We start from the raw sequence: 23,371 nt of genomic DNA on the forward strand, positions 1-23,371 counted from the left end.
TCCGTCCATATTTTATCATGAGCTAGCGGCGTAGACTTCCGCCGTTCTCGACAACATTTGCAAGCGTCGGCTGGAAGGTTAGCCGTTGAGCGATATTTATTAAAAAAGCATAGGAAATATCAATGAAACTAGTCTATGTTTTTACGATGGCGCTTCTACTCGTTAACGTTTTACCCTCGTCCGGCGATATCGTCATCACTGAAATCATGTACCATCCACAATCCGATATCGACGAACAGGAATACGTCGAGTTGTACAATTCAGGCGAACAATCGATTGTCTTGACGAATTACGCCTTCACGGGAGGAATTTCCTTCGCCTTTCCGAAAACCGCTTCCATTGCCGCCAAAGGCTATCTTGTTGTTGCCAAAGATGCGGAAATCATTCGCACTCTTTATAAAATCGAAAACGTCGTGGGAAATTATTCCGGTAAATTAAGTAATTCGGGGGAACAGATTGTTCTAGAAGATAGTCTGGGCAGGATTGTGGATCAAGTCGAATACGGCGAAGCCGCGCCCTGGCCTGTCCAAGCGGATGGCGAAGGCCCCTCGCTGGAACTGATCGATCCAACCAAAGATAACAACGACCCTTTTAACTGGCGGTCGAGCGAGCTGCCTCCCGCCGGGCTGCCCTGGGGAACGCCGGGAAGAGAAAACGGAACCTACTCCGCCGATCTACCGCCTAAAATCGGCAATATCCGCCATAAACCCGACGCTCCCCTAAAAGGCGAGACTATCTCCCTGCGCGCCGATGTCGCGGATGAAACGGGCGTAAGGAATGTTTGGGCAGAATTCATGGCGACGCGCATCTTCGCTGTTGACTCCGATCCCTTGCCGGTCCCGGAAGGCGAATGGCTTACGCTAGCGTTGTACGATAACGGAACCCATGGCGACCGTACGCCCTACGATGGCTCCTTCGAAGCGGATTTACCCGCTTTTCCGGCAGGAGTACTCGTTCGCTACCGGATTCATGCCCAGGATATGCTTTCTCAGGAAGGCATCGGACCCGATCCCAACCTGTTTCCCCGCCAACTGGCTTTGTACGTGCGCGGCGAAGAACTGAACGCCGAAATCCCGGTTTTTTCCATCGTCATTGTGGCGGACGATCTGGCCGCTTTGAAGGAAAACGCCGCGAAGCCGCCATCCGACGCCGATTACGACAAAACCAAGCGCGCAACCTTCATAGATTCCAACGGTCTCGCCTACGATGACGTGAAGATGCGCTTTCTCGGCTACCCCGAAGAGCGCATTCAAGCCAAGCCGGGTTGGCGCATCGAGTTCAACGACGGTTACCTGTTCGAAGGCCGGGCGAAGATGAATCTCGATTCGCTCTTCCATCCCAATAATACTTCCCGCCGCGGCGACGCGGGATTATACGAAAGCGTCGCCTGGGAGGTCTTCCGCCGAGCGGGCGTCGCATCCATCCGCACGCAAACTGTGCGCTTGAATCTGAACGGCGCCAGCCAGGGCGTCTTTCTGGAACGGGAAAACGTGGAAGAAGATTTCCTCGATCGTCTAGGCAAAGATCGCGATTCCAACCTTTACCAATCGCAAGGCGATCCTACCCGCGCTTATCCCGGAACTCGCGGCGACGAAAGCGTACTCAAAAGTCTGGACGAATACAAAATCACTTACAATAACCGAACCAACAACGACGCTTCCTATGACGATCTCATTGCTTTCATCGAAGCTTTGAACGCCGATAGCGGCGATGCGCTCGCCGCTTTTTGGGGACAATCGTTCGCTGGAAGTCTTTTCCTGCGCTATCTTGCCGCCGGAGCGGTTTGCGTCGATATCGACCGCGTATGGCGCAATCATTTTCTCTATCGCGACCAGAATTCGGACTTGTGGGAAATCATTCCCGAAAGGCTCGACAGAACGTTTGAAATCGCGGACGCCGATATTTTAATGGACGCAGAGGGGCATTCTTCCCCCTTCGGTCCCTGGCCCCTGTTTTCGCAATTTCTTTCTTTGGCGGAGAATGAATCGCTCTACGAGGAGAAGATTCGGGAATTATTGATGCATACCTTCAACGAGCGCGTGCTCTATCCCGTCGTCGACCGTTACGTTATGCAAATACAGGACGAAGCGGATAAGGACCGAGATCACTGGGGAAGCGCAACCGGCTATAAAAATCTAGAAGTTCACGCTCTGGCGCTGAAACAATTCATTCGTCAACGCCGTCAAAATCTTATCGCACAACTGCCGCAGCAATTATTGGTTTCCAACGCCTACGTTTCCCCCGCCGTTCCCAATTCGCTCCAATCCATCGAATTTCATGTTGACGTTCTAAGCGCTGCCCCGCTGCTGGATGTAACGCTGCACTACGCCAATGATGCAGGGGCGGACGCCTTGCAAATGCCCATGTTCGCCCTCGATGACGGAACCGATTATTCCACGGAAATCCATGCGCAGCCGAGCGGAACGCCCATTTTCTATTTCATTACCGGTACCTTTTCTGATGGAACTTCATTTCGTTATCCCGAATCTCCATCCACCAGTCTTCGAGTTGACATTATGGATTCCCCAGAATCCGTTGCGTCTCATATCGCCGTCAATGAAATTATGTATAACAGCCCCGTCGGCGACAACGAATGGATCGAACTGTACAATCGCGGCCCCGAAACGATCGATCTGAGCGGATGGACGTATAAAGACGATAGCGACGATAATGCGTTCGTCCTGCCCGACGGCGCCGTTTTGGCGGCGGACGATTATCTTGTCCTGACCAAGGACTCCTCTCTGTTGGCCTATCTTTACGGTCTGCCCAACGCCATTAGCGGCGTTGCTTTCAATCTGGGCAATGGCGGAGATTCGGCGCGCATTTTCAGCCGTTCCGGCTCTTTGGTCTCCCGCGTCGATTTCGATGACGATTCCCCCTGGCCAGTGGAAGCGGATGGCGCCGGCCCTTCGTTGGAATTGTATTCTCCCGATTTAATCGCCAATTCTCCCGTCAATTGGCGTTCCAGCAACGCCTCGGCGCCCCAAGGCACGCCGGGCGCAAGAAACAGCGTCACTCCACCGCCCGCCGGTGTTGGCGATTGGGCATTGTATTAAGATATATGTCGGATAGCAATCTATTTCACGCGATTTAGAAAGAAAAAGAATTTTCTGGCATTTCCTATTTCACGCGTCAAGCGATTGGAGTAAAATATTTATATAAAATAGGATCGTTTAGCCGAAGCGGCGTATTTGATTTAAGAAGATGCGTTCCAAGACCGACAATAATAGGATGGAAGGATGAATTAATCATTCTCATTCGATGAGCGCTCCAATGAAAAATGCGCCATCAACGAACGGAACATGGTACGCGGCGCCAAAGAAAAATCCAATCTAACCGGCAGGAAAAAAGCGGCCATCCTCATGATCGCGTTGGGGGCGGATATCGCCTCTGACGTCTATCGCTGCCTCACCGACGAGGAAATCGAGCAAATCACGCTGGAAGTGGCCAACATCGGCGCCGTCCCCGAAGAACTTACCTCCCAAGTTATCGAAGAATTTTATCATACCGCCATGGCCAAGCAGTATATCTCCCACGGCGGCATCTCCACGGCGCGCGAGATTTTGGAAAAAGCCTTGGGGCCGGGCAAAGCGATGGAAATCATCGAGCGGCTCCAGGGCATGTTGCAAGGCACTCCCTTCGACTTCTTGAAAAAGGTTGATCCCAACCACCTGCTCAACTTCATCCAAAGCGAACATCCCCAAACCGTCGCCTTGATTCTCGCCCATCTCGAATACGACCAATCCGCCGTCATCATGTCGGCACTGGCGCCGGAAATGCAGACGGAAGTAGCGCTGCGCATTGCTACTATGGATCAAACGTCGCCGGAAATCATCTCCGAAGTGGAGCGGGTGCTGGAGCGCAAGATCGCCACCGTTCTGTCGCAGGAATTCTCCGTAGCGGGCGGCATCGAGGCGCTGGCGGAATTGCTGAACCGCGTCGACCGCGCCACGGAAAAATCGATCCTGGAAACGCTGGAAGAGGAAAATCAGGAACTGGCGGTCGAAATCAAGAAACTGATGTTCACCTTCGACGATCTCATCCTGCTCGACGACCGCGCCATTCAACAGGTGTTGCGCGAAGTGGATATGAAGGAACTGGCCGTGGCCCTCAAAGGCGCCAACGAGGAGGTGAAAACCAAAATCTTCAACAATGTATCCAGCCGCGCCGCCGACAATATCCGCGAAGATATGGAATTCATGGGGCCGGTGCGCGTCAAGCAGGTGGAGGAAGCCCAACAGAAAATCGTCGCCATCATCCGCCGCCTGGAAGAATCGGGCGAAATCATCATCAATCGCGGCGGCGAAACGGAAATGATGACCTGATTCCCCACTCTTTATCGGTTTGGCGATGTCTTAGGAGCAACCCATATATCAGGCAGAAAAAGTGGAAGAGCCATCTTGGCTCTTTCTTTCACCTCTCAAGAGGCTTGAAGCCTCTTCTACTCTGGAGTTTCAGAAGAGGGCGATCCACATCTCCCGCTTTTGCAGCCGCAATTCCCGCTCTTGCAGCCGCCTTCGCCGCTTCCGCAACCGCTTTTTCGTTCAGCTTGGTTGGGATTGTTCAAAATCGCGAAGCCTTCTCGTTTCCCTATCTCGATCCAATCGATTTCCGACCCCTGCACGTAAGGCAGGCTGATTCGATCGATAAGAATTGGTATTCCTTGGCTTTCCATGGCGAAATCGTCTTGCTCGCTCATATCGTCGAGACCGATGAAATATTTCAGTCCAGCGCAGCCGCCGCCGATGACCGCCACGCGCATGGCGGCGTTCTTGCGGAGTTTCTCCTGCCGGATCGTTAAGAATTTATGCGCCGCTTTTACCGTTAAATAAACCATGGGAGGCCAATCTCAGGAACTGGATGGTTAATCGCTGACCCTCGATCGCTGGTAATTCATTATCATTTCATCCTATCCTTGCGGCAAGATCAACGGCGAAAAGGATGCCGGAGTTGCAGGAAAGGTTTGATGATTCGCCCCTACTCATCATTCATACAACTCCCACCCCGCAATCCGCGTCGGCAACTGAGCATCGAAAATATAAAGCGTCCGCGAAGAATCCACGATATACAACTCCTTGTCGTCGGGAGAGAAGGCGCAGGCGGTCATGGGAGATTGGATTTCGTACTTTTGGATTTCCTCCATCGTCGTCAAATCCACCAGGGTCGGCAGGCCGTTGCGCCCCGTAACCATATAGCGTACGTCGGAGTTGTAGGCGATATCGCCCTGGGCGGGGATAGTTTCAAAGGTTGTTGTGTCGATTAAATCGGGGACATGTCTTAAGTATCTTACGGAATAGAAGCGGCTGTCGGGGGAAAATCTTGCATCGATAACTAGCTGCGTTGTTGTATCCATTCTCTCTTCTTTTCCATATAATATTTTCCCATCAACAGCGCTCCAAATACGTGGAAAACGATAACGATCTGTATGCATTGTATGGTAATCATCAACTCCATAGGTATAAGTATAGTAAACAATTCCCCCAACCAATGCGTTATTTGGTGACAATGATAGTGATCCCGATGAATATTTCTTATTATCCCCAGAAGCGAAAATAATTTCCCCACTTCTATCTTCTAGGAGAATTCTATCATCAAAAGGTTTTTTTGCATAAATAACTTCTGACCAACTTGTATAAAGCGACATTTCCGTTTTTTCTAATTTTATCAGTCGGCCGTCTAAAACGCCCTTTTTAATATCGTGAATAAGAAGATAGGGCGTTGCATAAAAGTAAAAAAACGAACCAGGATCTACACTCGGTATTAATGTTGTAATGATCATAACCAATTGACTGTTGTTGTTGCGATTTATTGCAATTTGATAAATATTAGTCACATTTATATCAGAATAACCCCAAACGTCAGCCATATCGGATTTAATAACTTCGACATAATTTTTCAAATCCCATTTTCTCGTGGGCGCGACAATAACGTTTCTCTGAACGTCAGTCCCCCTTACTGTTGGAACGACTGGCATAGCATGTGTTAAAATTGTGTTATCATATTGAGAAAATAACATAATCGAAGATAGTAACAAGCTTATTATTGAGAAATTAAGTTGTTTCATAATTATCTCCGTTAGAAGAGGGGAAGCCGAATTATAAAGCTCCCCCTCTTCTATGTTTCCAATCATTGATTAATAATTCTGCAATTGAAATGACTTTCGGACTAAATCATGACTTGTTACTACCCAATCACCGTCCTCACTCATCATTCATATAACTCCCACCTCGCAATCCGCGTCGGCAACTGCGCGTCGAAGATGTAAAGCGTGCGGTTGGAATCGACGATATATAACTCCTGATTGTCGGGAGAGAAGGCGCAGGCGGTCATGGCGGCTTGTATTTCGTACTTCTGGATTTCCTCCATCGTGGTCAAATCCACCAGCGTCGGCAGGCCGTTGCGCCCCGTAACCATATAGCGTACGTCGGAGTTGTAAGCGACGTCGCCCTGCGCGGGGAGGGTGGTGAAGTTGGTTGTGTCGATTAAATCGATATCGGCGCGCGTGTAGCGAACGGAAAAGAAGCGGCTGTCGGGGGAAAATCTTGCGTCGATGACGCCAATTTTTTTCCGTTCGTATTGACTATAATTTGACGCATAATCTGAAATCTCATAAAGTATTTTTCCGTTTTCAGCATCCCAAATACGAGGAAGAGAATAAACATGATTAGTGAATGCATGACTGCTGCAAAAATAATTGTCGATATAACTATATCCTATTACACCACCAATCATTTTCTTGTTTAGGGATATTTTTAGCATATATGAATTATAACTTATACCGCTGCATCCACCTAAATCAATATTTCCTTTGTTTTGTTCTAAGGGTACACTATTATCATATATTGCATTGAAATATACATTAATCATCCAATTACTATATATAGACATATCACTTTTCAATGGTTCAATATAATTGTTTTCGATTATGTTGTACGTAATAATATACGGTGAATATCCCATGTAACGTACTTCATCATAAGAAATAATCTCCAATTTATTTGATAGTATCATTTTAATACAATTTAAATCGTCACTGTCGACGGCTATGTGATATATTTTTACAATATTCACAACATCATCAAAATTTATTTCTAAATTCCAAATAATAGCCTTGTCGGGTTTAATGACGTGAAATTTCGATTTAACTTTAATTGTTGAGGTTTCATAAGAAGAAATCGCAATTAGGGGATAATAAAACTGAATAAATATTATGATAATTTTGGTTTTCATTTCTCACCTATACAATCCTATGCAATGGAAAATAAGAATTAGGGAGATTGCATTGAAAACAATCTCCCCTTGTTTGGTTTTTAATCAATAATTCTGTAGTTGAAATGTCTTTCTTACTAAATCATAACCCGTATCTGTCCACTGATTATTAATCAACTCCTTGGTTTTTCGTGTATAATACAGCATGTTGTATTCCGTCGTTGCGTAATCCTTGCCATTCGATCCAATAAGAGAAGGATAATAAAAATACTCCTCTTTCGTTGCTGTTTTACTCTCCGCCGTCATAATCATATAAGCGGTGGAATTCCAGTTTATGGGATCGTAGGATGTATGTAGGTAGAAAGCTGGAATACCTGCGGTATTTTGACCTTTACCTATAATAATGAAATCGGCGTCGTTGAGGTAATTATTGCTGCTGAATTTTGGATTTAAGCAATATTTTGATAAATCGTTAGGTTGATCTGGATTCCCCGACTTTGCATTCCAAACAGCGGAAAACTCGCCGCCGTTGCCCGCTTGGGTCCAATTTTGGCTTTCCCAATAATTGCTAGTAACATTATTATACTTATACCAAGGATTCGCATTGCTCTCGTAATTCGTAGAGTGAACGGAGGATTTTAATGCTCTCGCTGCGGATAACATAGTATACGCAAAGTGACCGCAGTTTCCATGTTTTTGTTCAAGCGTGCCGGTACAGGAATCGACCCATGAATAGTATGAGTTATCAACATCGGGATCCGGATCCGAATCCGGATGATATAAATACAACTGTTTATCGCCATTTATATTTTCTTGGATTGAAAAAGTATTGAAGATCATGTAATAGTAATCGCCAAAAGGTACAACCGAAGGATCTCCACATCCATATAGATGTTTATAATTCATTTCAATGGAACTTTCCGGCAATTCGTATTTTATGATTTGATAGTTATTGTTGTTGTCGTGTAATTTGCTAAAAGATAGACCGTAAGATGCTGAACCATCGGTTTCCTTCGATCGGGCGTAGCCGATTGCAGTATAACAATGGTCATAGTTATGCTCGCAGGTTGCGCCTCTTGGAATATTACTACCTGTATGATAATCATCGCAGACCAAATCGCTGTTGTATTGGAAATGATCTTCCACGTAGTAGAAGGCGTGAAGCGCATCCGTTTGATTGTCGCTCAGCGGATTGTAAATCACGGAAGAGATGCCCGCCCAATGATCGTCAAAATTCCGCGATGCGTCGCCGCTGGGAGACAAAACGGCAACGGCTTCGTTGTTGGCATTTTTCTTTATATGGTTTTTTATACTTGTCTGGCTGGCGATATACATGTTATCCGGCGTAGAACTGTCGGCAAAGTTAATAACGCGGGAACTGGCGCCATAGACGGCGTCTTCCGCTCGCGCTGGATTTCCTGCAGCGCCATGATCTGTATGACCATACGAACGAGCCGCCGAAAAATAACAAACATACCTATTGTAGTCTGAACCATACGTAGCGGGAACATACTCGGAACAAATAGGAAAATCGGAAGGATTAGCTACATAGCCATAATCATCGGAATCCGATCCATCCATATCTCCTACAATGACGGTTTGAAGCGAACCGTTAATCCATGCAATATCTTGCGTTTCGACATTATCTTCATCGTTTCGAGATTGCTTTTTTCCTTGCATAGGAAGATCGATTGGATCGACATCAACTGGAACATCTCCGCCGAGGATGACGCGAAAAGAAGTGCTAATCAATTCCGCCATGAACCATTGGACGGATATCTCGCCGGGATTCCATTTTTCTACGCCGCCGACTTTGGAATAGGCCGGATCGGCGCGCAAAACGATAGATAGGCGCACTTCCTGACCGGCATAGGCGCTTAAATCCTCCTTGAAGAAGCATGAGCCGGGATGTTCCGCTTTGTCGGGATTCAAGCCTTGCGCAGGAAACGCCTCTTCAACCACCCAGGCGCTGGAACGATCTTTCCGGGTTTCGACCTGTAAATGCAAATCCACGCCGTCCCGCGCTCCTACAAGAATTTCCGCTCCTCCTTGAAACTGGAGAAATCGTTTGGCAGGCAATTGCACGACGCGCTCGCCGAAGATCCCAAACACGGCTTTGCCGGGAACTGGCTTCGCTTTCATCAATAACGCTTTTGTTTGAACCATGCCGATGCGCGGCTCGCCGCTGTCGATGAGAACCTCTTTCATCTTCACCACGCTTTGGTTCTCGTCCACGGCGTCCAGAACTACAGGCGCGCGTTCTAGGTTGAGCCATTCCGTCTGATCTTTATTCTCGACGAAATCAAAGACCTTTTCAATAGCTTTTTCTTGCGAATGAGCGGAGAGAGCGAATACGGTTAATATATATATATATATATACTTTTTGCGGATTTTTGCAACATGATTTCCTCCTTCTTTCCCCCATCGCCGATGCGAGAGGAAGACAAATGATGCAGGTTAAATTTATGCGAGCAAGTTAGCGGATGGCCGATGTTAGGATGAGAAGAGAGATCACCCCCTTATCTTAACAATAATATATGTTAAATTACATTTCCAAGCCGATAAGTATACGATAGCCTATAAAAAAACAAATGTCAAGAAAAAAGTTATTATAAAATCGTTAATGATTATTATGCCCATAATATAAACAGAGAGTAATGATATTGGCATAATTTATGCTAGACAAATCAAATGGCGGTGAATATTACTCCATCATCCCATTTTCCTGCGTGGAGAGAATAGGTTTGGCGTAAAGCGAATCATGTTCCGCCGCCCATCACGCGCTGGTTGGATCATCGAAAGGTTTTACATTCCGAAATTATGTCCTAGAGTATAGGGCCTCATATTGCAGCCTCGCTAAGGAATCAAGCCGTCCCTTCGTGAAGAATCCCGGCAGCTTGGGAATAGGGAAGAATTGAGGAATCAAGAATGGAATCGTTCTTTGAGCAGGTCAAAACTAGAATCAAGAGAATCGGCAGCGTTCTTTGCGTAGGATTGGATACTGTTGAAAAGCAAATTCCGGATATGTTGCGGGGGGAAGACAATCCGCAATTGGCATTCAACCGCGCCGTTATCGACGCGACTCACGGGCTGGCCTGCTGCTACAAAACCAATATGGCCTTTTATTTGGCGGCGGGAGTCAAAGGTTTCGACGCCTTGAAATCGACGATCGGCTGCGCCCATTCCCTTGGCGTTCCCGTCATCTTGGACGCCAAATGGGGCGATATTGGCCATACGGCGGACTATTACGCTCAAACGGCCTTCGAAACGCTGGAAGCGGACGCCGTCACCGTCAATCCCTACATGGGAGAAGAAGCGATCGCCCCATTTCGGAATTACTCGGATCGCGGCGTCTTCGTTTTGTGCTACACCTCCAATCTGTCGCGCATCGACTTGCAAACGCAAATGGTTTCGATTCCCGATTCGCCGCTTTCTCCCCTTTATAAAATTGTGGCGCGCAAGATTGTGGAATGGAATACGGCGGGAAATCTCGGCGCCGTGGCGGGCGCCACCGCGCCGGAGGAATTAGCGCGCATCCGCGAGATTGTTGGCCCATCGCTCCCCATTCTCTGTCCGGGAATCGGCGCTCAGGGAGGCGATTTGGAAGAAGTGCTGTGGGCGGGAATGGCGGCGGAAGGGACGTTGTACATCAACGTCTCCCGCGCCATTATTAACGCCTCCTCCGGAGCCGATTTCGCTCAAGCGGCCCAAAGAGAAGCCAAGATGTTCGTCGATCAAATGCAGATGCACTTCGCCCAAGCCCGCGCGGTTAAAAATTCCACCGTGGAATAAGGCTTATGTGCATTTTGTATGCCGCCGATTATTCCCCTCGCCCTCTGGATGAAAGAATGGAGCGCATTACATAAGTTATTCATCATTCATCATTCCGTTGGCGCCGGTGGTTTGGTTTTTCTCCATTTCGACGAATTGCCGCAATGCCGGAATCATCCCCAAGAAAAGCCAAAAGGTAAGGCCGATTTTATCGGACGGCCCCAGGTTGTTGAGAAAGGCGTGGACGAGATAGGTAATCATCGCCCCTTGCATTCCGATGATGAAAATCCGCTGAAATCGCGATTGGGTGCGGCCTTGACAATAAATCGCTTGCTGAAAAAAAGTAAAGATCGTCAAGGCGAATAGAATCAGGCCGGCGAGACCCGTCTCCGCCAGCAATTCCAAATATAAATTATGGGCGCCCATACGGATCCGCGCGGAATAAGCGTCCGGAAATTGCTGATAGGAATAATATACGTCGGGATACGCGCCCCAACCGACGCCGAAATAGGGGTGATCCTTCCACATGGCGATGGCGGAGTACCAACGATCGAGCCGGTCGTAGTTGGCGACGTATTTAAAATCGGTAATCGTTTCGATGCGCTGCAGAAATAGTTGTCCGAAATCGGTGAAGGTTATCGTCGCCGCGCTGAAGAGCATCAATGCGATCAGCGCTAGAATTATTTCCACGGAGGATCTGCGATGGCGGAATTGAAAAAGATAATAAAGCAGCATGGCCGAGATGCTGATCCATGCGGCGCGCACGAACGTCAAAACAATCGCTAAGAGGAATATGCCCGTCAAAGCGCCCGCTGCGTTGCGGATGGGACTGTAATCCATATCGAGATAATACGCCAGCAGAAAAGCGAACGTCATCGTGATGAACGCGGCGTAGATGCAATGCTCGACGAAAAACGGACCGGCGATGTTGGCGTAAATGCGAATGCCGCCCATTGCCTGCGTAGCGAAGCCGTAAAGGATAAGCAGCGAATGCGCAATCAGGCTTCCGAAAACGAAGGTCTTCAATTGTTTTTCCGCTTGGATATAGCGGGGAATCAAATAAAAACCGGTGAAAATGTACCCCGTATCCCGGATCAGTGCTTTGACGGTGCTGATGGGGGCTTGGGATACGGCTAAACTCCCAATCATAAGAAAATACAGCAACATGATGGGGATGTTTATAGGCGATGGCCGATACTGGATTTTTCCCCTTGATTGTATCAGATCGGCGAAATAAAGAAGAAAAAGTAAAGGAATCAGAATTTCGGTAGGCGCCGTAATGCGCGTAGAAGACGCGATCTGTATCTCGAAAGAAAAAGGCAGCAGAAGATAAATCGCAACGGCGAAATAGGCCCGCCCTAGAAGAAATAACGCTAAGCCGGAAATCGCGAAAAGGATCGCCAGCAGCAAGACGGGAGATTGGAATAGAAAAACGATCGATCCGAGCGCGAGAGTTCCAAAAACGCCCATCGCGAGATCGATTCGTTCTCGGCTTGGAAGAGCGGATAAGATGTTGTTTTTTTCCGGCATGATATCAGCGGCGAATCTCGCGGCTTTAGGATGATCTTACAAATTCTGCTATTGGGATTAGAACGTTTCCGGATTGCATAGATGGGTAGAGGAGAACAAACCGACGCCATCTAATAGGCGTTGTCATTGTCTGATTCCGAATATCCTAGATTTTTATCCTGAATATCCTAAAATACTTGACCATCTTGATGCCGACGATGAGAGAATAACATCTGCCTAATCCCGATACGCTCTAATGGCGCCCATCGAAGGCGCTTGGCCGAAAAGTAGCGCCGCCTTCTTCTTCTGTCAAGCAATGGAATGTCGCGGCGGAAATCGCGCCGTCTTCTTGACAGATGATAACGGCAATCTTACATTCATCCGAATGTCAAGTTTGCTTTGATAAACCGATTCCAGGAATTCCGGCGGAAAATAATCGAATCTATGTCTTTTGTGGAAGATCATGCGGATAGCCATCTCGTAGGACTTTATCTTCGAGATATCGGTAAATACCCCCTGCTCTCGCCGGAGGAAGAAATCGATTTGGCCTTAAAAACGCGGGCGGGCGTGGCCGAGGCCCGCAGCCGGTTGATTTTAAGCAATCTTCGCCTGGTAGTGAACATCGCCAAGCGCTATCAAAATCAAGGTCTGGGATTGATGGACTTGATCGAAGAGGGAAACCTGGGATTGATCAAAGGCGTGGAAAAATTCGACGTCGACCGCAAGTGCCGTTTCAGCACCTACGCCACTTGGTGGATTCGCCAATTCATTAACCGCGCCATCACTCATCAAGGCAGCATCGTCCGCCTTCCTTCCCACAAACAGGAAATTCTTTACCGCGCGCGGGTGCGTTTTAAGGAATTGTCTCAAGAGTTGGGACGCGATCCCCAACCTTGGGAAATGATCGAGGCTTTGGAAAGAGACGTTTCCAAAGAGGAAGCGGAGGCGATCGTCGATCTCATATACTCGCCCGCCATCGTGGAGCCGTTGAGCGGCGGCGACGAGAATCAGGATCATACAGCCCGCTTTGAAGACGCCGTAACGCCTCGGCCCGATTACGAAATATCCCTGTTGTCCCGCGACCGGCGCATCAATGAATTCGTGGATCGATTGGGGGAACGGGAACAGTTTATTTTGAAGCGGCGTTTTGGATTGGATGACGAAGAGCCGGTCTCCATCAAAGAAATCGCGGATCATCTGAATTTGACGCGAGAGCGCGTTCGCCAGTTGTTGCACGAAGCGCTGAACGCCATCCGCGAAATGATTCACCAATACGGCGAACCCTATGATTTTCTGGAAGCGTAAGGCGGGAAAATTTTTTTATCGCGCTGCAATAACGATTTTTAATTCGAGAGGGAGATTATGGACCTGAAAAGTATTCTTCGCCAAGTGCCGGATTTTCCCAAACCGGGGATCAATTTCATTGACGTTACCACTCTTATTTTGGATCCAAAAGCCTTTCAATGGACTATCGACGCGTTGGCGGAGCCTTATAAAGGAAAGAAGATCGACAAGATCGCCGCTATCGAGTCGCGTGGTTTTCTTTTTGGCGCGCCTCTCGCTCTGCAACTGAACGCCGGATTGGCGATCTTGCGCAAACCCAACAAACTGCCGGCGGAAACGTATTCTTACTCCTATGAGTTGGAGTATGGCAAGGATTCGATCGAAATTCATAAAGACGCCATCAATAGCGGCGAACGAGTCGTCGTCGTCGACGACCTTTTGGCCACGGGAGGAACGGTTCAAGCGGCGCTGGAATTGATGAAGAATTTCTCTTGCGTCGTGGAAGGCGTCTCCTTCGTCGTGGAACTGACGTTTCTTTCCGGGCGCGAAAAATTAAAGCCGCATCCCGTTTACAGTCTCGTAACGTACGAATCGGAATAATCGCCGCGCCGCGCAATACCATCGGGATGCGATGAACCATTGCGCGGACGCGCTGGGGAGGTGAGCCGCCATCCCGCGCATCGTCATGCACGTGGATATGGACGCATTCTTCGCGTCGGTGGAGCAGCGCGACCATCCCGAACTGCTGGGCAAGCCGGTCGTCGTCGGCGGCAGCCCGGCGGATCGCGGCGTGGTGGCGGCGGCTTCCTATGAAGCCCGCCAATTCGGAATCCGCTCCGCCATGCCGATGGCAAAAGCTTTGCGTCTCTGTCCGCAGGCGGTTCGCCGTCCCTGCAACTTCGCCGCCTATAAAGACGCTTCCCGCCGCATTCATCAAATGTTCCGCGAAATCACGCCCCTCGTCGAGCCGGTTTCGCTGGATGAAGCCTATCTCGATCTAAGCGAGCAGGCCGTCGATTTGAATCACGCCGAAGCCATTGGCCGGCGCTTGAAAATTCAAATCAAGGAGGAAACGCGCCTGAATGCTTCCGTGGGTATTGGTTCCAACAAATTCCTCGCCAAGATCGCGTCCGATTACGATAAGCCGGATGGTTTTTACGTCGTGCGGCCCGACGACGCTTTGTCGTTTCTCTCGCCCTTGCCGGTGCGGGCGATTCCGGGCGTAGGGCAAAAAACGGAGCAGCGGCTAACGATGATGGGCTTGCGCACCATCGAAGAACTCCGCGCCCTTTCCTTGGAAGAATTAGTCAAAGCGTTCGGAGAAAAGCACGGCGCCCGGCTCTATCAATTGGCGCGCGGCGTCGATTCCGCGCCGGTGGTTGTGGAGCGCGAGCGCAAATCGCTTTCCCAGGAAAGAACTTTTTCCCAGGATCTATCCAGCGTCGAAGGCATGAAATATTTCATCGAGGAACTTTCCCATCAAGTGGCGGATCGTTTGGATAAAGTCGCCTTGGAAGGCCGCACGGTAGGAATCAAAGTCCGCTTTCACGATTTCCGCCTCCTCACGCGAGCCATGACCTTGGATCATCCCACCCGCGATCCCGGCGTAATCGCCGAAGCAGCCATCAATCTTCTGGAACGAGTAGAATTGTCGAACCGCCGCGTGCGCCTGCTAGGCGTGCGCATAACCGGCTTCGACGACATCCCGGACGACAAGAAAATAAGCGAAAGCGATAATCTTCAAATGACCTTTTGGGATGTTTTTGATATTTAATTATGTAGGGTGGGCTAAAAGCGAAGCGTAGCCCACCATTCCCTATTCATCATTCATCATTCAAACAATCCCTTCTCTCATCCAAACGCGCGCGTTTAAATAAACCACTCCCAAGGTTATAATTTCCCCATCCCATATTGTAAGGATCATGGCAATGAAAAAACCGGTATGGCAGTCTCCAGCGAAGGGATCGGCATGGGAGCGATTCGTAGCCTTTTCGGCGGGGCGGGACGTTCGCTCCATTGAGGCAGCCGACTCCATTTTGGTTCCTTATGATATTTGGACCAACCAGGCCCATGCGATCGGCTTGCAACGCATCGGCGTTTTTACTCAAGCGGAATTAAAAAAAATCCTGGCGGCGTTGGCGCAATTGCATAAAGCGTGGACTCGCGGCGAATGGAAACTAAACCCCGCTTTGGAAGACGTTCATATCAATATCGAAGCCTATGTAACGGAGCAAGCGGGCGAGGAACTCGGCGGGCGCCTGCATTCGGGCCGCAGCCGCAACGACCAGGTCGCGGCGGATATGCTGCTGTACGCCCGCGATGTCATTCTTGCTTTCATCGATGAGATCGCTGCGTTAGCCGATAGCCTGCTATCTCACGCCAACGAGCATTTGCGCTCCGTCATGCCCGGCTATACTCATCATCGCAAAGCGACGATTACAACATGGGGCCATTGGTGCGCCGCCTATGCTCAAGGACTGCTGCGCGACGCCCAGGCGTTCGCCGATCTCTACCGCCGCATCGATTCCTGCCCGCTGGGAGCGGCGGCGGCGTACGGAACCACCTGGCCCCTCGACCGCCGCTTCGTTTCCGATTTGCTGGCGTTCGATTCCATGCGCGAAAATACGCTGGACGCCGTAGCCTCGCGCGGCGAAGCGGAGGCGGAAATCGCTCATGCCCTATCGATGCTCATGCGGCGGCTATCGGGAATCTCTCAGGATTTGATTTTATTCTCCACAGAAGAATTCGGTTATCTCTATTTGCCTTCCTCCTTCACCACCGGCAGCTCCATCATGCCGCAGAAGCGCAATCCCGATTTCGCCGAAGCGATCAAGGGTAAAAGTTATGTGGTTCAAGGCTATTCCGCCTCCTTGCTTTCCCTGAATTCGTGCAATTTGTCCGGCTACAACAAAGACGCGCAATGGTCGAAATATCTCTTCCTCGACGCCGTGCGCGAATCGTCCGGCGCGGCGCTGATTCTGGCGGATGTCGTCTGCGATCTCGGCGTGAATAAGGAGCGCATGGAAGCCGCCGCCCGCGCTGGCTTCCTCAACGCCGTCGATATGGCCGATCACTTAGCGCGCAGCCGCTCGCTGCCGTTTCGCAAGACCTATCATGTTCTTTCGGAAGCGGTAGGCCAGAGCGAGGGGACGAGTTTTGTTTTCGAATCGTTCAATGAATTATTGAAAAAAAATGAGATCGCGCCGTTAACGCAAAAAGAATTCGACGCTTTGCAGGATCCCGTATCCTGCCTCATGTCCCGCCGCCATCTCGGCTCGCCGAATCCCGCGATGGTCAAACGCCATCTCACCGCCATGCAAAGGCAATGGAAGAAACATAAGCAATGGATGGAAAAAGAACGCCGCCGCATCCAAGAAGCCAAAGAAAAATGCGCCAGCGGACAAGTGGTTCATTTCATTTGAAATTGTTCCCTCGCCCTTTGGGCTGATCTTTACCCACAAGTATTGAGGAATTATGAATGCCTGAATCGAGATTGTCGGGAATAAAGAATAACCAAGTTGGTTAGTTAACCCGCCGTTAAAACGGCGGGCTATTGTCGTTTGCCCCTTTAAAGGGGCAGTTGATAATAGCCCAGCCTTTCAAGGCTGGGAGGGAAAAACGCATGTTAACTCCATAGAATCCGAATCGTCCGTGACGGGTGGCAAGGAGAAGGTTGTTTCTGCCCTTGATTAATCCGTAAAACCGTAAAACTATGAATTCCGAAAAATCCAAACCGCAACCGGTCATCGAAAGCCGCCAATTGTGGAAAACCTATTCCCTCAGCGCCGAAAAATCGTCTACATTGAAGGAAAAGATACTGCGTGGGGGACGCGGCAAGCGCACGGAAACCCGCATCGACGCCTTGAAAAACGTCAATTTCGCCATCCATCGCGGCGAGATCGTCGGCCTGATCGGCAATAACGGTTCAGGCAAAAGCACTCTCCTTAAACTCATTGCAGGCATCACCCAGCCCAGCCAGGGCGAGTTGAGCGTCAATGGAACCGTCTCCAGCCTGCTGGAAGTGGGCGTCGGCTTCCACCCCGAAATGACGGGTAGGGAAAACGTCTACCTTTCCGGCGCCTTGCTCGGCATTTCCGAAAACGAATTGAGCGCCCGTATGCCGGATATCGTCGCTTTCAGCGAATTGGAGGAATTCATCGATTCGCCGGTGAAGCATTTTTCCTCCGGAATGTACTTGCGCCTCGGCTTCGCCATCGGCGTTCACGTGCAGCCCGACGTCTTGCTGATCGACGAAATTCTGGCAGTAGGAGACCAGCGTTTTCAGCGCAAATGCAAAGAGCATATCCGCCAACTGCGGCGCACGGGCAAAACGATCATCCTCGTCTCCCACGATCTCGACGCCATCCAAGCTCTCTGCGACCGCGCCTTGGTGTTGCATAAAGGGGAAATTATCGGTGACGGCTATCCCTACGAAATGATTAGTTTCTACAAGCAGCAGCAATTCCAGGAAGCGCGCCTGCGGGGGGAAGAACTTTCGGCGGAAATCGTCAAGCGCAACCGCTTCGGCAAATTCGACATCAAGTTTCTCCGCGCCCGGCTGCGCGGCGCGGCGGGCGACGAACGCTATGTTTTCGAAACCGGCGAGCCTCTGCGCATCGAATTCGCATGGTCGGCGAAAAAGCCCATCCCCTATCCCGTCTTCGGCGTATCCATCATAGCCGACGATGGAACGCCGCTCTATACCATCGCCACGGATATCACGGTCGGCGACGTCGATTTCATCGAGGGCGAAGGATTAACCACGTTCGACATCGAGGCGTTGAATCTTTTGGAAGGCGCGTATAGCCTGACTTTCGGCATCGCCTCGCGCCTCGACGGTCCCGGCTCGGAATACAACTTCTACGACGGCTACGACCTTTGTCTGGAAATGTGTCCTTTCCTCGTCCGGCGCGGGCGCAAAGGCTACGGCATGAGCGGCTTTTCTTATATGCCATGCCAAGGCGCAATCACGCCTTACAATCCAATTCAATAATCCCGGAGCTTATTTATTGTGGTTGATCTATCCATCGTAGTCGCTTGTTATAACGATGGCGCGCATCTGGAAGAGAGCCTGCGCGAAATCGAAAAGGTTCTCGAACAGACGCGCTATTCTTACGAATTCATTATCATTGACGATGCCAGCCCCGACGGCAGCGCCGAAGCCGTCAAGCGCGCCGTCTCCAAGCGCCAAAACGCCCGCTGCGTCCTTCATCCTCAGAACGTAGGCCGCGGCGGAACCATCGCCGAAGGTCTTCGCTTGGCCGATGGCCGTTTGGCGGGATTTCTCGATATTGATCTTGAAGTGCATTGCCGTTACATTCCCTCCATGCTGTTGGCGTTGGAGGACGGATGCGACGCCGCCGTCGCTCAACGGCATTACGAAATCCATTGGAGCCTGGACACGTTTTTCCGTTACGTTCTTAGCGTCGGCTACCGGCGCATGGTTCATATCATGTTAGGCTTGCCGTTTCAGGATACGGAGGCGGGATATAAATTTTTCCATCGCAACCGCATTATCCCGCTGTTGGACGAAGTTCAAAGCCAGGGATGGTTTTGGGATACGGAAATCATGGCGCAATGCTATTACCATGAACTCGAAGTGCGGGAAATCCCCGCCCTCTTCATCCGCCGTTGGGATAAGCCTTCCACCGTCAAGCCCATCCGCGACAGCTGGCGCTACCTGACGGAACTAATCCGCTTCCGTTCGCGGATGCGCCGCGAAGGCGTTCTGTGATGAATCCCATCTACAGCCATCCCCTGCTTTATGAAGCCAGCATCCGCTTGCTGTACCGTTGGCATTACAAAAGCCGCTATCGCGCCGTAGCGGAATTGATTCCCTCCGGTGCGTCTGTCGCGGATATATGCGCGGGCGATTGCGCCCTCTATCGCTATGCCTTGCAAGCGAAGGAAGTAGATTATCTGGCCTGCGATTTCAACGAAGTTTTCCTTCGCTGGGCTGAAGGGAGGGGAATCGCAGCCCGCCGACTCGATCTATGCCGAGAGGAAATTCCCCCGGCGGAATACGTTGTCATGATGGGCAGTCTATGCCAATTCATTCCCCATGAGGGCGAAATTGTCGAAAAGATGATGCGCGCAGCGGGAAAGAAAGTTATTATTACTGAGCCGGTGCGCAACTTATGGCAAAGTCCCTTCCCCCCGGCGCGTTGGGCGGCGAGATGGTTCTCCAGCATCGGATCGGAGACGTTCGAACACCGCTTCGACGAAACTACTTTCCGCGAACGCCTGACTCCTTACGGCTTCCAGGGATTCATCCCTATAGCCGGAGGCCGCGACCATCTCGCCTTTTTAGAGAAAGAAACTACCTAATCTTTCCTACGGGGTGGCAAGACCAAAGGTTGTTTCTGCCCTTGAGCAATCCGTGAAATCCAAAAACATCCATGAAATCCGTGATTCAATCCGGCAGTCTCTTAATCCGAATATTCTTAAAAAATACGGTTTTCCTTCTATCTTCACGCTGGATGGCGATGCGCCCTTCCTCGAATTTATGCTTCAATCCTGCGATCTTCGAAATATCCACTCCATCCTGAACCGTCTCGCCGTTGATCTTCACCCATACTTTGGGCACATCGTATTTTATCTCCACGGCATTCCATTGTCCAATCGGTTTGGCGGGATGGCTGGATGGCGCAACGAAGCCATAGATGGCGCCACTCTTCTGTTCGGGCTTCGCAAGTTTTTCGTCGTTGCCGGATTCGAGTTGGATTTCGAATGCGCTTTTGAAAACTTCCTTCGCCGCCGTATGGATGAGAATGCCGCTGTTGCTCGGCCGCGTCGTCGAGTCGTCGAATTTTACGTCGAAGCGCAGAACGAAATTCTTAAATGAATTTTTGGAGATAATCGCCCAATAATCGTATCCGCCTACAACCATCACTCCATCGGCGACTTTGGGACCCGCTTTCTCCAATCCCTGAATTGTCCATCCCTCCAAATCTTTGCCGTTGAAGAGCGATTGAAATCCTTCTTCCGAATCGTCAGCCGTCAGTTTGGCGGGATCGAGAACCACGTGCTTGATTCGTTCGCGCTTCCAGGTATACGCCGCATGAAGCATCCCATCTTCGCTCTGAATCATGGCGGGGTAGGAATATTCGCCTTCCTGATTCTCCAAATCCACGACGCGCTTCCAACTATCGCCCCCGTCTTCGGAAATAGCGATATTCAGCAGCTGCCGGTCTTTGTCCGAATGATTGTAAATCAGCGCCAAACGCCCGTCTTTCAGATTGACGACGTCGATGCCCGCGCTGGGATTGGGCAATTCCGTCGGCTTGGCGTCGCTCCAGGTTTTGCCTTCGTCTTTGGAGATAGCCATGCAGATGCGCCCAATCTTGCGTGTGGAACGGCAAAGCATCCGCAAGTTTCCTTCTTTATCGTGAAAGAGAGTCGGCTGGATGATTCCTTCCAGTTCTTCCGGAACCACGATGGGGCCGTAATTGGCCCACGTCTTGCCCCAATCCTTAGTCGCTTCTACCCAGCAGGCCCATGTTTTCCAACTTTCCACCGAAGAGCCGCACAACAGCGTTCCATCTTCCAGCAGCAGCGGTTTGGCGCGAATGGGGCCAAGGATGCCGGCGGGCAGCAGCGTTTCGTTAGACCAGGTCTTGCCGCCGTCCGTTGAGGTTTTATAAAGCCCCGACCATTCGCGCGGATTGGGACCAGCTTTATAGAACAGAATAATCTCGCCGTTGGGCTTCTTGAACAATACGGGATTCCAGCAGGGAACGCCCTCGGCGCGGGCGGCTTCCATGGGTCCAGTCCATTTTCCATTTTCTTGGCGGCAGAGCCAGATGGCTACATCGTTTTCGCCCTCGTCAGTTCCGCCGAAAAAGGCGGTCAAAAAAACGCCCGGCGCCGCTTCCACAATCGTCGAAGCGTGGCAGGAAGGAAAAGGCGCTATGTCGTAAACTAATTCTTCCTCGACGATCGAGGGATGCCGTTCGGCGGCCATTCCGTTCATCGCAACTAGGATCGAGACGGCGGCGAATAGAATTCTCATCATGGAAATCCTCCTCTTTACTTTTCTTCGCATCCAGCGTTATTAATGGGATTGGAGCGTTGTATCCATCGCTTGCCATGTTTATCATATAGAGATGTGGCGGGAAATGGAACCTTGATTTCCTTTAAGAGGAATAATTTTAACGATAGGTATGAATTGCAATTATGCCGAGAAAGTTAGAGTACAACGCCAAAATTTCGCAGCGGATCGACATCTCTCCCGGCTTGGCGATTTTCCGCGTCGTTCCGGACGAATCGCTATTTGCTTTCAAGCCTGGACAATACTCCGTTTTAGGTTTGAAGCGCAAAGAGGCTCGCGCTCCGGGAAGCGATCCCGACGTGGAAGAATCGCAAAATAAAGACCCGGAAGAGATGATCCTCCGCGCGTATTCCATCGCTTCCTCCAGCGTCGATAAGGAATTCGTCGAGTTTTACGTCGCGCAAGTGGAGAGCGGCGAACTAACGCCCCGCTTGTTCAATTTGAAGAACGGCGATCCGCTCTATCTCGGCCCCAAAGCCGCTGGAATTTTTACGTTGGATCAAGTTCCCCAAGGCCAGCATGTCTTCCTCATCGCCACTGGCACCGGCCTCGCGCCCTACATCAGCATGGTCCGCACCCAGCTGCGAGACCATCCGGATCGCCTTTTCGTAGTTCTGCATGGCGCCCGCCATTCCTGGGACCTTGGCTATCGCGACGAACTGAATTCTCTGGCTCGCTATTTTCCCAATCTGAAATATTTCCCCTCCATTTCCAATCCCAAAGGCGACGTTACTTGGAAAGGGTTGGCGGGAAGAGTGCAAATATTCATCGAAAACGATTTCGTGGAACAAGCGATCGGCCGCAAAATAACGCCGGACGATTTTCACATTTTCTTATGCGGCAATCCCGCTATGATCGAAACGGTCATCGCTATGATGGAAGAACGCGGCTTCCGCAAAGGAACTCGGCAAGAATCTGGAAATATCCATATAGAAGAGTATTGGTAAAGAATGATTTTCGTTTGCAGGGTAAAGCAGGCGTCCTCGCCTGCAAAATGACAAGGAATATATTCACGAAAGACAATCGCTGAAAAGCATGGAGGTTTTATGATGAATCGATTCAACCGCCGATTCGCCCTTCTTTTTGTTTTGGGATTGATGCTTCTTCCTTTTGCAGCCTATGGAGAAGACAATGTCATCCTTCTCGACAGCCAATCGCTGAACGCCGTCGAGGGATTGCCCGTCGTACAAGTGGGAGAATATGCTGTTTGGGCGTGGTCTAAAGACTTGGTTCCCGTCGATATCCTAATCGGCGATAAAGTGTTCCACATTCCACCAAAAGAAAAAGCCCAACCAGGCGCCTATTCATGGAAAAACGCCGGAACCTTCACCGTAGATAAACCGCAAGACCTCTATCTTCGCGTCTATTCCAACCTGAACGGCCGCGTATTAGCGCCGAAAACCGTGGGCTGGCTGGCTTTATCGAAAACGGCGGATTGGAATCCGGAACGCTATTTCGATTGCGCCAAAATTTTCCCGAAATCCGATGGAGCCGTAAATGACCGGCGCCTTAAGCCGGTAAGAAGAATTGAAGATTTCTATCCTTTTC

18 protein-coding genes are annotated in these 23,371 nt (G+C 50.2%); 12 read left to right on the forward strand and 6 right to left on the reverse strand.

The genetic code is table 11. The features are described 5' to 3' along the window. Nucleotides 1-122 precede the first annotated feature (122 nt). Complete coding sequence (locus AB1656_27325; GenBank protein ID MEW6239110.1) at nucleotides 123-3,056, forward strand: CotH kinase family protein; 2,934 nt, start codon at nucleotides 123-125, stop codon at nucleotides 3,054-3,056. Nucleotides 3,057-3,302: 246 nt separating this feature from the next. Beyond that, complete coding sequence (fliG, locus tag AB1656_27330) at nucleotides 3,303-4,325, forward strand: flagellar motor switch protein FliG (GenBank protein MEW6239111.1); 1,023 nt, start codon at nucleotides 3,303-3,305, stop codon at nucleotides 4,323-4,325. Between the two features lie 116 nt (nucleotides 4,326-4,441). Here the strand turns inward: fliG and AB1656_27335 are convergent, their stop codons facing one another. The 4 genes from AB1656_27335 to AB1656_27350 all read right to left on the reverse strand — a co-directional run bounded on the left by AB1656_27335 (nucleotide 4,442) and on the right by AB1656_27350 (nucleotide 9,426). Continuing rightward, nucleotides 4,442-4,837, reverse strand: coding sequence for an iron-sulfur cluster assembly accessory protein (locus AB1656_27335; GenBank protein MEW6239112.1), 396 nt, complete (start codon nucleotides 4,835-4,837; stop codon nucleotides 4,442-4,444). A 147-nt stretch (nucleotides 4,838-4,984) separates the two neighbouring features. Beyond that, nucleotides 4,985-6,064 carry a hypothetical protein gene (locus AB1656_27340; protein MEW6239113.1) on the reverse strand — a complete coding sequence of 360 codons (1,080 nt, stop codon included), beginning with the start codon at nucleotides 6,062-6,064 and terminating at the stop codon, nucleotides 4,985-4,987. Nucleotides 6,065-6,207: 143 nt separating this feature from the next. Beyond that, on the reverse strand, nucleotides 6,208-6,732 hold the full coding sequence (locus AB1656_27345) for a hypothetical protein (protein ID MEW6239114.1): 525 nt from the start codon (nucleotides 6,730-6,732) through the stop codon (nucleotides 6,208-6,210). Nucleotides 6,733-7,314: 582 nt separating this feature from the next. Continuing rightward, the gene (locus AB1656_27350) at nucleotides 7,315-9,426 is read right to left on the reverse strand and encodes a hypothetical protein (protein ID MEW6239115.1); all 2,112 of its coding nucleotides are present in this window, start codon (nucleotides 9,424-9,426) and stop codon (nucleotides 7,315-7,317) included. 711 nt (nucleotides 9,427-10,137) lie between these two features. Here AB1656_27350 and pyrF point away from each other — a divergent pair. Further along, nucleotides 10,138-11,001: an orotidine-5'-phosphate decarboxylase gene (gene pyrF / locus AB1656_27355; protein ID MEW6239116.1), complete on the forward strand. Its 864-nt coding sequence runs from the start codon at nucleotides 10,138-10,140 to the stop codon at nucleotides 10,999-11,001. A 75-nt stretch (nucleotides 11,002-11,076) separates the two neighbouring features. On the opposite strand, the gene AB1656_27360 is transcribed toward pyrF, so the two are convergent. Continuing rightward, nucleotides 11,077-12,510 (reverse strand): O-antigen ligase family protein, encoded by a 1,434-nt coding sequence (locus tag AB1656_27360; protein ID MEW6239117.1) that lies wholly within the window; start codon nucleotides 12,508-12,510, stop codon nucleotides 11,077-11,079. A gap of 423 nt (nucleotides 12,511-12,933) precedes the next feature. On the opposite strand from AB1656_27360, the gene AB1656_27365 reads away from it, so the two are divergent. From AB1656_27365 to AB1656_27395, 7 genes are all read left to right on the forward strand, one after another. Then, a complete protein-coding gene (locus AB1656_27365; GenBank protein MEW6239118.1) occupies nucleotides 12,934-13,794 on the forward strand; it encodes a sigma-70 family RNA polymerase sigma factor in 861 nt (286 codons plus the stop codon). 57 nt (nucleotides 13,795-13,851) lie between these two features. After that, on the forward strand, nucleotides 13,852-14,373 hold the full coding sequence (locus tag AB1656_27370) for an adenine phosphoribosyltransferase (GenBank protein ID MEW6239119.1): 522 nt from the start codon (nucleotides 13,852-13,854) through the stop codon (nucleotides 14,371-14,373). Between the two features lie 85 nt (nucleotides 14,374-14,458). After that, nucleotides 14,459-15,547: a DNA polymerase IV gene (locus tag AB1656_27375; GenBank protein ID MEW6239120.1), complete on the forward strand. Its 1,089-nt coding sequence runs from the start codon at nucleotides 14,459-14,461 to the stop codon at nucleotides 15,545-15,547. A 154-nt stretch (nucleotides 15,548-15,701) separates the two neighbouring features. Next, nucleotides 15,702-17,195, forward strand: coding sequence for an argininosuccinate lyase (argH, locus tag AB1656_27380; protein MEW6239121.1), 1,494 nt, complete (start codon nucleotides 15,702-15,704; stop codon nucleotides 17,193-17,195). Nucleotides 17,196-17,485: 290 nt separating this feature from the next. Beyond that, the gene (locus AB1656_27385) at nucleotides 17,486-18,766 is read left to right on the forward strand and encodes an ABC transporter ATP-binding protein (protein MEW6239122.1); all 1,281 of its coding nucleotides are present in this window, start codon (nucleotides 17,486-17,488) and stop codon (nucleotides 18,764-18,766) included. 18 nt (nucleotides 18,767-18,784) lie between these two features. Continuing rightward, nucleotides 18,785-19,507 (forward strand): glycosyltransferase family 2 protein, encoded by a 723-nt coding sequence (locus tag AB1656_27390; protein ID MEW6239123.1) that lies wholly within the window; start codon nucleotides 18,785-18,787, stop codon nucleotides 19,505-19,507. Next, on the forward strand, nucleotides 19,507-20,100 hold the full coding sequence (locus AB1656_27395) for a methionine biosynthesis protein MetW (GenBank protein MEW6239124.1): 594 nt from the start codon (nucleotides 19,507-19,509) through the stop codon (nucleotides 20,098-20,100). The genes AB1656_27390 and AB1656_27395 overlap by 1 nt, the downstream gene beginning before the upstream one ends. Nucleotides 20,101-20,185: 85 nt before the next feature. On the opposite strand, the gene AB1656_27400 is transcribed toward AB1656_27395, so the two are convergent. Continuing rightward, a complete protein-coding gene (locus AB1656_27400) occupies nucleotides 20,186-21,787 on the reverse strand; it encodes an exo-alpha-sialidase (protein MEW6239125.1) in 1,602 nt (533 codons plus the stop codon). A 161-nt stretch (nucleotides 21,788-21,948) separates the two neighbouring features. On the opposite strand from AB1656_27400, the gene AB1656_27405 reads away from it, so the two are divergent. Together AB1656_27405 and AB1656_27410 are read left to right on the forward strand one after the other, a co-directional pair. Continuing rightward, a complete protein-coding gene (locus AB1656_27405) occupies nucleotides 21,949-22,770 on the forward strand; it encodes a ferredoxin--NADP reductase (GenBank protein MEW6239126.1) in 822 nt (273 codons plus the stop codon). Between the two features lie 99 nt (nucleotides 22,771-22,869). Next, the coding region (locus tag AB1656_27410) for a hypothetical protein (protein MEW6239127.1) at nucleotides 22,870-23,371 on the forward strand (502 nt) is incomplete at its 3' end.

This window comes from Candidatus Omnitrophota bacterium (assembly GCA_040755155.1).
Taxonomy (GTDB): Bacteria; Hinthialibacterota; Hinthialibacteria; order Hinthialibacterales; family Hinthialibacteraceae; genus JBFMBP01.